Genomic DNA, 12,599 nt, shown 5'->3' on the forward strand with positions numbered 1-12,599 from the left:
ACTTTTAAATCATAATAAGACTGGCAATAAAGAAGCAGATAATTGCTAATACCCCACCCACCAATGCATAAGGCAACTGGGTTTTAACATGAGTCAGTAAGTCACATCCAGATGCCAGTGCCGATACCGCGCTGGTATCAGAGATAGGCGAGCAGTGATCGCCAAATATTCCGCCACTTAAGATAGCACCAAGCACAAGCGACGGTGGCAGGCCTAGCGCTTGAATAAGTGGCACGCCAATCGGTATTAATATGGCGAAAGTTCCCCATGATGTACCCGTTGTAAATGACATGATTGCACCTGTAATAAAGAGTACAGGTACTATCAAGTAAATAGGCAGATAGTCACCAACTAAAGACGCAACAAAAGTCCCTGTTCCCAACTCTTTTAGACTTGCACCTAAAGTCAAAGAGAGTAACACAATGCTTACCAATGGCAGCAGCTCCCCCATCCCCTTAAATCCAACATCCATTAGCTCGTGATGACTAAATCTCTTGCCACTTAACAGCAGCAGGTATGCAACGGTTGAAGCTAAAATTGTGGCATAAAGTACTGACTTAGAGCCACTACCATTTGCCAATACACCGTTGCCTGTCCAAAACATAAATCCAATCATACTTACAATCAGAGTTAACAAAGGGATCAGCATATAACGCGATTTGGTGGCACTTGGCCCACTACTTATTTCAGCTGTATGGTGCTTTAACTCTTGCTCTGCGGCCCTCATCGGTCCATGAACTTTATCAAAGACAATCGTATAGAGAACAATTAACAGTGCAATAATCGCATAGAAATTAAACGCGACACTACCCCATAAAATACTCACTGCCGACTGCTCAAGTTCGTAGTTACTCAACAATCCAAGCACATAAGCGCCCCAACCATTAAGTAAAATCAAAATACATACAGGAGCGCTAGTACTATCGATGATATAAGCCAAACGAGCCCGGCTCATTTTGAACTTATCAAATAGTCCCCTCGCAACAATACCAGAGGTTAGTACACTCATATTTGATTCGATAAACACTGCCGTGCCTGTAAACATGGTTAGTAAGCCAACCTGACGTTTACTTTTAGCGACGCCTCGATTAAGCAGCATATTCACCGTTGCAGCAACCCCACCAGACTCTCTGATGTAGGCGAGCAATGCACCGATCACTATACTAAAAATCAAGATCCGGCTGTTACCTGCCGATGTCGCAACCTCAATAACACGTTCAATACTGCCTACGAATGTGCCAGCGACTAGTGACTGCTGACCATGTAGAGCCAATAAAAATTCGGAAGAAACTAGCGCTAAAATCAATGCGATAATCACTTCTTTACGCCAAAACACGACTGCAATTGCAATCAAAGGTGGCAAAATCGAGTACCAAGCCATATAGTTTAATCTATAAATTCAAAACACTTAGCTTAAGTTAAGCGGTTTAAAACACCAAGTCTTTGCGACTAAATTAAATTTAAGTCAACATTTAACCCCAATACTGGTACAATGAGTGTGTTTTGTGCAATGATATTCCTTTTTGGTCTATCGTAACATTCCAATTGAACCTATAATATGGACAGATTAATTTAGTTCGGATTGAGTATCGCATGTCTACATTTGTCAAAATAAAAGCACTTCGTCCATCACTATCAAATAGTGAAGCAAAGCTTGCTGACTTTACCTTGAACTCGGGCGATAAAATCCGTGCGCTTTCCTCCGTTGAGCTGGCACGCGAAGCCGGTGTCAGCCAATCTAGCGTCGTAAAATTTGCCCAAAAGCTGGGTTATAAAGGATTTCCAGCATTTAAACTTGCCGTTGTTGATGCGCTCAACGAGCAAACAGATACCAGCGCACCAATTGATGAGTTAATTTCCAGTAATGACTCCATCGAGTTAATCGCAGATAAATTACAACTAAAACAGCAAAATGTTATTTCCGAAACTCGAAAACTTAACTCAGCAAAACAGTTTGAGAACGCAATTCAGTTGGTGAAGAACGCACGAAAAGTCATTGTGTGTGCACTTGGTAGTACTTTCACTATGGCCCAAGATTTAACTTGGAAACTCCAAAAGCTTGGTATTCCGGCAATTGCTCAGGTTGATGAAATCAGCGCCTCCAGCTTTATTGCAACGATGGGGAAAGACGATCTTTTTATTGTGATCAGCAATACAGGAACCAGTAAGAGCTTGCTAACCTTGACTAATCAAGCATTGGATAATGGTTGTAAATGTCTTGCCATTTCTCGTTATGGTAGCCACTCACTTGCGGAAATGGCAGATGCGATACTGTATTGCATCAATGAAGGGGAGCCACTTAAACATTCAGGTATGCTGTCTCGTACTTCTCAAGCCTACCTTATTGATGTTTTATTCACGGCACTTGCACAATCAAACCTGCATTGGCAAAAACGCGTGGATAAGGCCAATGAAAACATGCAAGTATTGCGTAGCGAGTAAGACTTAATCTGCTCACGGCAGACTCGTGCTGCCGTTTACCTCTAGCAAAAACCCGTTACGGTCTCGGGTATAATAAATACTTTTTTCGCTGCTTTAAAAAATCTTGTACATCCTGCTGCCACAGCTTTCTCAACTCTGATGCCGATTGGCCAGACTCAATGGCTTTGCGGATTTTGTCCGTACCTGCAAGCTTATCGAGAAAATCGGGGGACTGAAAAAACGCTTTATTCTCGTACTTGAACTGTGCGTATGCAGCGACAAACCAAGTTAGATCAAAACCTCGTACATTGCTGTTTCTTAAGTCCAAGCCAAACGCAGTCACACCATTTAATTTAGGATTGGAAGCCGCCCCCAACACAGGTCTAGGTGTGAACTGAAACTCACCCAATTTAGGAGCTGGGTAGCCAAAAACTTGAAATGGAAAATTCGTTCCACGACCTACAGAAATAGGTGTCGCTTCAAAAAAGCACAATGATGGATACAAATAGATTGCTTGCTGGTTTGGTAGGTTAGGACTTGGCGGGATCGGCAATCTATATTCCGTGCTGCCACTATAGTTTCGCATTGGAAATACACGTAACTGTGGCGCTTTAAGCGAGGTTAACCACCCCTCTCCTTTAATCATAGTTGCCAGTTCGCCAACGGTCATGCCATGCAATACGGGAATGGGATGCATACCAACAAAAGATTGAAATGGTTTTTCTAATAATGGGCCATCAACATATGCGATATTTGGATTTGGCCTATCAAAAACCCAAAATTCAATATTTGCATCGGCTGCGGCTTCCATCGCGAGGTGCATAGTGCTGATGTATGTATAAAAACGCAACCCCACATCTTGAATATCAAAAATAAGCACATCGATATCTTTGAGCTGCTCAGGCCTTGGCTTTTTATTACTGCCATAAAGCGAAATGATTGGTAGCCCAGTTTTCACATCTTTTGCATCAGCTACTTTAGCACCCGCATCATAATTACCACGAAACCCATGTTCCGGTGCAAAGACCTTTTTAACATCCACTTCTTTATTAAGTAAGTAATCAACTAGATGTTGGTCGTCAACGCGGGATGTTTGGTTTACGATTAATCCGACGCGCTTACCTTTTAACACAGGTAAATACTCATCTGCACGCTCAGCACCTAATATAAGCGCTTCAACGGTTAAAGGAACACAACAAAAAACAAGCAGTAAATAAACTCTGAGTGATTGAAACATATAACGCTTTCTCTAAATAAATACGCGATTAGGGTATCAGTCAGAAAAAAAATGAAAAGTGTTTCGGGAGTTTTATCATACAGTGGCGGACGCAGGACGTGTGTTGTGGAGAGTGGACCTCCGAGCGCCTTCATATTCAACTTTCGTAACAGCTCGCAGGTAAACCAGCTCCTACACGAAATGTTTAGGTACAAAAAAACCGACTTCCGTCGGCTTGTTTATCTCTTTATTTTACCACTTGAGGAAAAGTAGCGGACGCAGGACGTGTGTTGTGGAGAGTGAACCTCCGATCGCCATCATATTCAACTTTCGTAACTGATCGCAGGGTAAACCTGCTCCTACACGAAATGTTTAGGCACAAAAAAACCGACTTCCGTTGGCTTGTTTATCTCTTTATTTAACCTCTTAAGGAGAAGTGGCGGATGCAGGACGTGTGTTGTGAAGAGTGAATCTCCGAGCGCAGTCATATTCAACTTTTGTAAAAGATCGCAGGGTAAACCTGCTCCTACACGAAATGTTTAGGCACAAAAAAACCGACTTCCGTCGGCTTGTTTATCTCTTTATTTTACCACTTGAGGGAAAGTGGCGGACGCAGGAGGATTCGAACCTCCGACCGCCTGGTTCGTAGCCAGGTACTCTATCCAGCTGAGCTATGCGTCCGTTATGAATGTATAGTTTTCCAACTTATTTATTTTTAACCACTTTAGGAAAAGTGGCGGACGCAGGAGGATTCGAACCTCCGACCGCCTGGTTCGTAGCCAGGTACTCTATCCAGCTGAGCTATGCGTCCGTTATGAATGTATAGTTTTCCAACTTCTTTTATATTTAACCACTAAAAGAAAAGTGGTGGGTGCAGGACGTATTTTGTGAAGGTGAACCTCCGACTTCCTGTTTCCTACCTTTATTATTTAACCACCTAAGGAGAAGTGGCGGACGCAGGAGGATTCGAACCTCCGACCGCCTGGTTCGTAGCCAGGTACTCTATCCAGCTGAGCTATGCGTCCGTTATGAATGTATAGTTTTCCAACTTCTTTATATTTAACCACTAAAAGAAAAGTGCCGGACGCAGGACGTGTTTTTTGAAGGTGAACCTCCAACGCCTGTTTCCTACCTTTATTATTTAACCACTTAAGGAAAAGTGGCGGACGCAGGAGGATTCGAACCTCCGACCGCCTGGTTCGTAGCCAGGTACTCTATCCAGCTGAGCTATGCGTCCGTACAAGACAACCATTAAAAATGGCGGAGAGGGAGGGATTCGAACCCTCGATAGGGCTACAAACCCTATACTCCCTTAGCAGGGGAGCGCCTTCGGCCACTCGGCCACCTCTCCGTCTTGTGGGGCGTATAATATAGGTTAGAAAAAATATGTCAAATACTTTTCTTGTAAAAAAGCACTGAATGGTGATAGATTGTGCAGTCTGCTTAGTTACTCGGCACTACCGCCAATTTTTACTCATTTTGTAGGGGGTTAGGATCGCTGTAGGTATTTCTTAATGCACGTTGTTGACGCAAAACTTCGTCCAAAAATGCTTCTTGATAACCAAGCTGCTGAAACTCAGCGATACAAGCCCGATAATATAAAATTCTCGCTTGCTCGTGCTCATCAACATTTTCAAACTCATTATTGCTCATCTTATTGGATTCCCTATTTGTTATTTTTAACGCAACATTAGAACTTGAAAAAGACTAGTTAGGAAATTGGGATAATCTAGTTTCAAATGAGAAACAACTTTTATTATGAATAGGAGTTGGCAATAACTACATAATAAAACTAAGTATTTAAAAATACTGTGAGATTTATCTTACGCAAATAACAGAAAAGCGCCATTAGGCGCTTTTCTAGATGTACTTTCAGATTACGTGAAAATACTTACTGTTCAGCTTGTACTTCAGGACGCATATGCGGGAACAAGATAACGTCTTTAATAGTCGGTGAGTCTGTGAATAACATCACAAGGCGATCGATACCAATCCCCTCACCTGCTGTTGGTGGTAAACCATGCTCTAGCGCACGAATATAATCCGCATCGTAGTGCATTGCTTCATCATCACCCGCATCTTTTTCTTCCACTTGGCGAGCAAAGCGCGCAGCTTGGTCTTCAGCGTCATTAAGCTCAGAGAAACCATTTGCAAGCTCACGGCCACCCACGAAGAACTCAAAGCGGTCAGTGATAAATGGATTTTCATCGTTACGACGCGCAAGCGGAGACACTTCCCAAGGATATTCAGTGATGAATGTCGGTTGGATAAGTCTGTGCTCAGCAACTTCTTCGAAGATTTCACATAGGAACTTACCTGGGCCCCATACACAGTTTTCAGGGATCTTAACGTGAACTTTCTTAGCGTATGCTTTTAGTGCTTCAAAGTGGTTTTCTGGATCTTTGAAGATTTCAGCTTGTGCTTCAGCATCTGGGCCATATTGTAAAATAGCATCAGCCATAGACAAACGCTGGAACGCACTACCAAAGTCATACTCAATCGTCTCTGTCACTTCGCCTTCAGCATTCTTCACAGTATTAACAACCGTAGTAGTGCCTAACACGTCTTGTGCCACGGTGCGTAACATGTCTTCAGTCAAGTTCATCAAATCATTGTAATCCGCGTATGCTTGATAGAACTCAATCATAGTGAACTCTGGATTATGACGCGTAGATAAACCTTCGTTACGGAAGTTACGGTTGATTTCGAACACACGATCAAAACCACCAACCACTAGACGCTTAAGGTATAACTCAGGCGCGATACGTAGATACATATCGATATCTAGTGCATTGTGATGCGTTACAAATGGGCGTGCAGAGGCACCGCCCGGAATAACCTGTAGCATCGGCGTTTCCACTTCCATAAAGTCACGCTCGGCTAAGAAACGGCGAATACCTTCAATCACTTTTGAACGAATACGGAATGTTTCGCGCGTGTCCATGTTAGTGATCAAATCAACATAACGCTGACGGTACTTTGCTTCTTGGTCAGTCAGGCCGTGGAACTTTTCAGGTAGTGGACGTAGCGACTTAGTCAGTAGTTCATACTCAACCATGTCGACGTATAAATCGCCTTTACCTGATTTATGAAGCGGACCTTTAACACCAACGATATCGCCGATATCTAATTGACCATACTTCTCTTTTAGGTCTTTTTGTACGTCTTTTGAAGCATAAGCCTGAATACGACCTTTCATGTCTTGCAACACTAAGAAAGGACCACGTTTCGCAAGCAGACGACCCGCAACAGAAACATGATGATCAAGTTCTACTAGCTCTTCCTTCGATTTATCACCAAACTTAGCTTGTAGATCTTGTGTGTAGTCTTCGCGGCGGAATGAGTTCGGGTGGCCATTCGCAGGGCAATTTTCCCGGATCGCATCTAGCTTGCCACGACGCTCAGCAATAAGTTTATTTTCGTCTTGATTGTGATCTGTCATTGTTTAGCTCTTAGTTTAGCTTGTGGATTAAAGGCCTGATTTCAGGCTTGCTTCGATAAATTTGTCTAAATCGCCGTCTAGTACGGCTTGGGTATTGCGATTTTCAATACCTGTACGCAAATCTTTAATACGTGAATCATCTAGCACGTATGAACGGATTTGGCTGCCCCAGCCGATGTCAGATTTTGCATCTTCTTGAGCTTGCTTTTCAGCGTTTTGCTTTTGCAGTTCAAGTTCAAACAATTTCGCCTTTAACTGCTTCATCGCTTGATCTTTGTTCTTGTGCTGCGAACGATCATTCTGACACTGCACTACGGTATTGGTTGGTAAGTGCGTAATACGTACCGCTGACTCTGTACGGTTAACGTGCTGACCACCCGCGCCCGATGCACGATATACATCGATACGAAGATCTGCAGGATTAATATCGATTTCGATATTGTCGTCAATTTCTGGGTAAACGAATACAGAAGCAAACGAAGTATGACGACGGCCGCCTGAATCAAAAGGACTCTTACGTACTAAGCGGTGTACGCCCGTTTCTGTACGAAGCCAACCGTAAGCATATTCGCCCGTGACTTTAACTGTCGCGCCCTTAATACCAGCAACGTCGCCATCGGTCGCTTCAACGATTTCGGCTTTAAAACCTTTCGCCTCAGCCCAGCGCAAGTACATACGCAGCAACATGTTACACCAGTCTTGAGCTTCAGTACCGCCAGAGCCTGACTGTAAGTCGATGTACGCATCGTTGGCATCTTGCTCGCCCGAGAACATACGACGAAACTCTAGTTTTTCCAGCTGCTCAACAAGGCCGTTGACCTCTTGCTCTGCTTCATTGAAAGTTTCTTCATCTTCGGCTTCTACGGCAAGCTCAACCAAACCTTCTACATCATCGGTACCAGACACGAGATTATCGATGGTTTCAACAATCACTTCTAAATTCGATTTTTCTTTGCCCAGTGCTTGGGCTCTTTCCGGCTCGTTCCATACAGCAGGATCTTCTAATTCGGCATTAACTTCTTCTAAACGCTCTTGCTTTAGAGCGTAGTCAAAGATACCCCCTAAGAAGCTCTGTACGTTCGCGAATTTCCTTGATTTGGTTAATCACAGGATTCACTTCAAACATTTACCATTACTCCAGAACTAAATTTGTCGGTTTGTGAATTCACACAAACAGGTCTGACAACGGGTCAGACCATAGATTTAAGCGACCAATAGTATCAAATAATAACCGCGCTTAGCATCCCTTAAAGTGAGAATTTTGGGAGTTTTTTAACAAACTCGGTACGCACATCTCTATTAATTCGATTGCGCCTGAAGTTCACGCACAATAAGCTGCAAATTATATTTACCACGAAACTCATTAATATCTAATTGATAGGCAAACAAAGCATGAGTTGCCTGGAGATTTGGCCAAGCCCGAACGTCAACGTTAAATGCTATCGCATCAACCAATCGGCCTGAACGATGCTTAAGCACAAGTTTTAGATGTTTGTCGCCAACAATACGTTGCTGCACCAACTCAAATACATCCTGAAATACCGGCTCACTAAATTGCTGCCCCCACGGACCTGCCTGCTGTAGTTCAAAAGCAAAATCCATGGTAAAGCAATCGCCCGGCAGCTCACCGTCCGTCAACAGAATGCTTTGCTTTGCTTCTTCGCTCAGCGTCGCACTGACGTTTTGTTCAAATACCTGTTTAAACCGCGCAAATTCAGACTCTAAAATGGTCAATCCTGCTGCCATCGCATGACCACCAAACTTTACAATTAATTCTGGGTGCTGGGTATTGATTGACTCCAGCAGGTCACGCATGTGTAGACCTTCAATAGAACGACATGAGCCCTTGATCTCGCCGTTGTCGCCTTGTGCAAAAATAATACACGGGCGGTGATATTTTTCTTTTAAGCGTCCCGCTAGAATACCTATCACACCTTGATGCCAATCATCTTGATACAAACACAAGGCATCTGGTACTTCTTGGCTTTTAAGTACCAAACGCTCTAATACCGCTTGCGCCTCTTGCTGCATACTTTGCTCAATCTCGCGTCGTTCTATATTGAGACTATCGAGCTCGGACGCAATACGGCGGGCTTGATTAATGTCTTTCGATAACAAGCAAGCAATACCTAAACTCATATCGTCAAGACGCCCCGCGGCATTGAGTCTTGGTGCTAACGCAAAGCCAAAATCACTGGCACTTAATCTAGCATTATTACGGTTAGAAACCTCGATAAGCGCTTGGATCCCCGGTCGCGTTTGACCACTGCGGATCCGGGCGAGCCCTTGATATACCAAAGTGCGGTTATTCGCATCCAAAGCCACAACGTCAGCCACGGTGCCTAGGGCGACAATATCTAATAATGCCGCCAAATTTGGCATCGCGATATTTCGCTCCACAAAATAGTTTTGCGCTCTTAAGTAATGCCTTAGTGCTATCAGCAGATAAAAGGCAACCCCAACGCCCGCGATAGACTTAGACGGGAAATCGCAGTCAACACGATTTGGATTAACAATCGCATCGGCAACCGGCAACTCATCACCTTGTAAATGGTGATCGGTAACAATCACTTTAATACCCGCCTGCTTCACGATTTCGACACCGCGAATACAGGAAATACCGTTATCTACGGTGATCACCAAATCAGGTTTTATGGCAACGATTTGCTCGGCCAATGCTGGACTTAGGCCGTACCCCAAGCTAAATCTATCTGGCACGAGGTAATCCACCCGCTGAAAACCAAACTGAGGCAACCCCTCCATTAACACGGCGGTGCTCGTTGCGCCATCGGCGTCAAAGTCACCAACAATCAACACTTGTTGTTGCAAAGAAAGTGCTTCAGCCAGAATTTGGCTTGCAAGCTCGATGTCTTTAAATAATTTAAAATCGTGTAAGGTTGCGGCGCTATTATCGAGTTCAACGACCGATTTAACCCCTCTGGCAGCATAAAGCTGTTTGATCACGGGATGTAGTGAAGCCGGTAAATGGCTGTCATCAACCCGCTCTCTTGGTTTAATTTCTGTATGCATACTTTTTCACAAAACAAAAAAGGCCAAAATGGCCTTTTATATTCTTTATCTTGCTATCTTATCGAGTTCTCAACGCGAACTCCATCGCTAAGCGTGAGTCATTATGACTTAGGGCTATTTGCATCTAGCATTTGTGCGATAGCTGCTGCAGGTTGATAACCTGGGATCATTGAACCATCTTCAAGTATGATCGCTGGTGTTCCTGAAATGCCAAAGCTTTGCCCTAGTTGATAGTGCTCGGCTACTGGCGCTTGGCAGTTTTCAACTGGTTTCACTTCACCACCAGCTTTCGCCTCAGTAAGTGCAGCAGCGGCATCTTTTGCACACCATACATTTTTCAAATCTTCATAGCCTGAACCACGCAAACCACCACGTGGGAAAGCTAGGTATTTCACGGTAATACCAGCTGCCAAGTAATCTTCTAGTTCACGGTGAAGTTTGCGGCAGTAGCCACAAGTAATGTCTGTGAATACCGTGATTTGATGCTTTTCATTTTCCGCTTTGTAGACGATCATTGAATCTTCGTATTCAGCAATACCTTTTTGGCGCACATCACTCAACGCGTCTTCGGTGATATTACGGCGGTTATCAAGATCAATCATAGTGCCCTGAATTAGGTATTTACCATCGGCACTTGAATACAGTACCCCTTTATCTGTGATCACTGTTTTTAAGCCCGCAAGCGGACTATCTTTGATTTGCTTAACCGTTATACCTAATCCGCTAAATTGCGTTGTAATTGGGTCTACTTGTGCTGTTGGTGCGACAGGACCCTCAACTTGCTCAGCGAAAGCGCCAAAGCTCAATGCCAGTGAAGCGGCAACTATTAGTTTTTTCATTATGTTCTCTCTAAACCTGTTATTTGAGGGGTTCACGCGCCCCTTTGTGCTACTCACTAAGACCGGAGTAACCATAAATAATTCCCAAGCAACAAAAATTAAGCTCTTGGGTGATGCTGCTGGTGCAATGTTTTTAAACGTTCACTGGCAACATGTGTATAAATTTGAGTCGTCGACAAGTCGCTATGGCCAAGCATCATTTGCACAACTCGCAAGTCAGCGCCATGATTCAATAAATGTGTTGCAAAAGCATGACGTAGCGTATGTGGCGATAACGGCGACTTAACGTCTGCCAAAATAGCATAGTGTTTTATGCGATGCCAAAAAGTTTGTCGCGTCATACCTATGCCTCGCCTGGATGGAAAGACAAAATCGGTAGCATGCTTGATCATTAAGCCCCGCCCTTTTTTGAGAAATTGTTCGATCCAATGCAATGCTTCTTCACCCATAGGCACTAAGCGCTCCTTGCCTCCCTTACCACGCACAAGTACAACAGCTTGTCTCATGTTGACTTGCTCCATTCTTAGCCCGACTAACTCAGTCACGCGCAACCCCGTGGCATACAAGAGCTCGAGCATTGCTTTATCTCTCAGCCCCATCGGGTCGTCACAATCAGGAGCATTTAACAAGGCCTCAACTTCTTGCTCTGACAAGGTTTTTGGCAGCGACGGGGTTGTTTTGGGTTGCGCAATAGTATCCAGTGGAGACTGCGCGATTTGTTTTTCTCGCAACCAATATAAATAAAATCTCTTTAATGCACTGATGGCTCGCGCGTTACTCTTTGCTTTTAAGCCCTTGTCTATTCTGTGTGCCAAATAAGCCTCAACGTCCTGACTTGTGATTGCCAGTAAAGAAGACACCGAGGTTTCTGCTTTTATAAATAAGAGAAACTTTTCAAGGTCACTGCGATAGGCTGCAATGGTATTTTCACTGAGCCCTTGCTCCAAAAATAGCGCATCTAAAAAGGCTTCTATATATTGCAGATCGGACAGTGTATGGGTAGTTGCTTGGTGTTCGCTCACAGAGTACCTGTATTAATTATTAACGTCATGATGTAGACTTGCCACCTATAATACCAGTCAAATTGAAAGTGATAAATACAATGCAAATTGGGTTATTTTACGGCTCGACAACATGTTACACAGAAATGGCCGCAGAAAAGATTCAGGAAATCATCGGCAAAGACACAATTACCTTATTTAATATTAAGGACGAGCCGCTAAAACAAGCTGAGCAGTTTGACTTCCTCATTTTTGGTATCTCAACATGGGACTTCGGCGAACTTCAAGAAGACTGGGAATCTCACTGGGACGATATCGACAGCGTTGATCTGAGCAACAAAGTCATAGCGCTATTCGGCATGGGTGACCAACAAGGTTATGGTGAATGGTTTCAAGATGCACTAGGCATGCTACATGAAAAAATTGCCCCTCAAGGCGTCACCTTTTTAGGTTACTGGCCAAATTCAGACGACTATGAATTTGAAGCGTCAAAAGCACTGACCGAAGATAAAAGTCAGTTTGTTGGCCTAGCATTAGATGAAGACAGTCAATACGACAAAAGCGACGAGCGTATCGCAACTTGGATAGAGCAAATCATGACGGAATACGCCGAATTAGATGTTTAGCGCAGTAAGCGTTAGCACTAATCC

General features: G+C 43.8%; 10 protein-coding genes and 5 tRNA genes. 2 read left to right on the plus strand and 13 right to left on the minus strand.

Annotation, left to right across the window (positions count from 1 at the left end; translation table 11 throughout):
* Positions 1 to 4: 4 nt before the first annotated feature.
* Positions 5 to 1,381: a Na+/H+ antiporter NhaC family protein gene (locus PPIS_RS09745; protein WP_010375965.1), complete on the minus strand. Its 1,377-nt coding sequence runs from the start codon at positions 1,379 to 1,381 to the stop codon at positions 5 to 7.
* Positions 1,382 to 1,593: 212 nt separating this feature from the next.
* On the opposite strand from PPIS_RS09745, the gene PPIS_RS09750 reads away from it, so the two are divergent.
* Entirely contained in the window at positions 1,594 to 2,442 is an 849-nt protein-coding gene (locus PPIS_RS09750; protein ID WP_010375966.1) for a MurR/RpiR family transcriptional regulator, read from the plus strand.
* Positions 2,443 to 2,497: 55 nt separating this feature from the next.
* On the opposite strand, the gene PPIS_RS09755 is transcribed toward PPIS_RS09750, so the two are convergent.
* The 12 genes from PPIS_RS09755 to xerD form a co-directional block, all read right to left on the minus strand.
* Positions 2,498 to 3,658, minus strand: coding sequence for an exo-beta-N-acetylmuramidase NamZ family protein (locus PPIS_RS09755; protein ID WP_010375968.1), 1,161 nt, complete (start codon positions 3,656 to 3,658; stop codon positions 2,498 to 2,500).
* Between the two features lie 583 nt (positions 3,659 to 4,241).
* Positions 4,242 to 4,318 (minus strand) — tRNA-Arg (locus PPIS_RS09760).
* Between the two features lie 53 nt (positions 4,319 to 4,371).
* A tRNA-Arg gene (locus PPIS_RS09765) sits at positions 4,372 to 4,448 on the minus strand.
* 137 nt (positions 4,449 to 4,585) lie between these two features.
* A tRNA-Arg gene (locus PPIS_RS09770) sits at positions 4,586 to 4,662 on the minus strand.
* Positions 4,663 to 4,797: 135 nt separating this feature from the next.
* Positions 4,798 to 4,874, minus strand: a tRNA-Arg gene (locus PPIS_RS09775).
* 21 nt (positions 4,875 to 4,895) lie between these two features.
* Positions 4,896 to 4,988: transfer RNA gene (locus PPIS_RS09780), tRNA-Ser, on the minus strand.
* A gap of 119 nt (positions 4,989 to 5,107) precedes the next feature.
* Positions 5,108 to 5,290: a hypothetical protein gene (locus PPIS_RS09785; protein ID WP_010375970.1), complete on the minus strand. Its 183-nt coding sequence runs from the start codon at positions 5,288 to 5,290 to the stop codon at positions 5,108 to 5,110.
* 238 nt (positions 5,291 to 5,528) lie between these two features.
* A complete protein-coding gene (lysS, locus tag PPIS_RS09790; protein ID WP_010375973.1) occupies positions 5,529 to 7,079 on the minus strand; it encodes a lysine--tRNA ligase in 1,551 nt (516 codons plus the stop codon).
* A 27-nt stretch (positions 7,080 to 7,106) separates the two neighbouring features.
* Positions 7,107 to 8,205 (minus strand): peptide chain release factor 2 gene (gene prfB / locus PPIS_RS09795; RefSeq protein ID WP_096040877.1). Its coding sequence is split into 2 segments (ribosomal slippage): positions 7,107 to 8,129 and positions 8,131 to 8,205, totalling 1,098 coding nucleotides; the frame shifts between segments, so codons are not numbered across the junction.
* A 173-nt stretch (positions 8,206 to 8,378) separates the two neighbouring features.
* Positions 8,379 to 10,109 carry a single-stranded-DNA-specific exonuclease RecJ gene (gene recJ, locus PPIS_RS09800; RefSeq protein ID WP_010375977.1) on the minus strand — a complete coding sequence of 577 codons (1,731 nt, stop codon included), beginning with the start codon at positions 10,107 to 10,109 and terminating at the stop codon, positions 8,379 to 8,381.
* Positions 10,110 to 10,210: 101 nt separating this feature from the next.
* On the minus strand, positions 10,211 to 10,948 hold the full coding sequence (dsbC, locus tag PPIS_RS09805; protein ID WP_010375978.1) for a bifunctional protein-disulfide isomerase/oxidoreductase DsbC: 738 nt from the start codon (positions 10,946 to 10,948) through the stop codon (positions 10,211 to 10,213).
* A gap of 98 nt (positions 10,949 to 11,046) precedes the next feature.
* On the minus strand, positions 11,047 to 11,970 hold the full coding sequence (gene xerD, locus PPIS_RS09810; RefSeq protein WP_010375980.1) for a site-specific tyrosine recombinase XerD: 924 nt from the start codon (positions 11,968 to 11,970) through the stop codon (positions 11,047 to 11,049).
* Between the two features lie 80 nt (positions 11,971 to 12,050).
* On the opposite strand from xerD, the gene fldB reads away from it, so the two are divergent.
* Complete coding sequence (gene fldB, locus PPIS_RS09815; protein ID WP_010375981.1) at positions 12,051 to 12,575, plus strand: flavodoxin FldB; 525 nt, start codon at positions 12,051 to 12,053, stop codon at positions 12,573 to 12,575.
* Positions 12,576 to 12,599 lie beyond the last annotated feature (24 nt).

It is taken from the genome of Pseudoalteromonas piscicida (assembly GCF_000238315.3).
Lineage (GTDB): Bacteria > Pseudomonadota > Gammaproteobacteria > Enterobacterales > Alteromonadaceae > Pseudoalteromonas > Pseudoalteromonas piscicida.

Bases quoted from the DNA above. Each gene is read 5' to 3' on its own strand.
- recJ (WP_010375977.1), bottom strand. From the start codon at position 10,109: ATGCATACAGAAATTAAACCAAGAGAGCGGGTTGATGACAGCCATTTA.
- PPIS_RS09745 (WP_010375965.1), bottom strand. From the start codon at position 1,381: ATGGCTTGGTACTCGATTTTGCCACCTTTGATTGCAATTGCAGTCGTG.
- dsbC (WP_010375978.1), bottom strand. From the start codon at position 10,948: ATGAAAAAACTAATAGTTGCCGCTTCACTGGCATTGAGCTTTGGCGCT.
- PPIS_RS09750 (WP_010375966.1), top strand. From the start codon at position 1,594: ATGTCTACATTTGTCAAAATAAAAGCACTTCGTCCATCACTATCAAAT.
- PPIS_RS09785 (WP_010375970.1), bottom strand. From the start codon at position 5,290: ATGAGCAATAATGAGTTTGAAAATGTTGATGAGCACGAGCAAGCGAGA.
- PPIS_RS09755 (WP_010375968.1), bottom strand. From the start codon at position 3,658: ATGTTTCAATCACTCAGAGTTTATTTACTGCTTGTTTTTTGTTGTGTT.
- fldB (WP_010375981.1), top strand. From the start codon at position 12,051: ATGCAAATTGGGTTATTTTACGGCTCGACAACATGTTACACAGAAATG.
- lysS (WP_010375973.1), bottom strand. From the start codon at position 7,079: ATGACAGATCACAATCAAGACGAAAATAAACTTATTGCTGAGCGTCGT.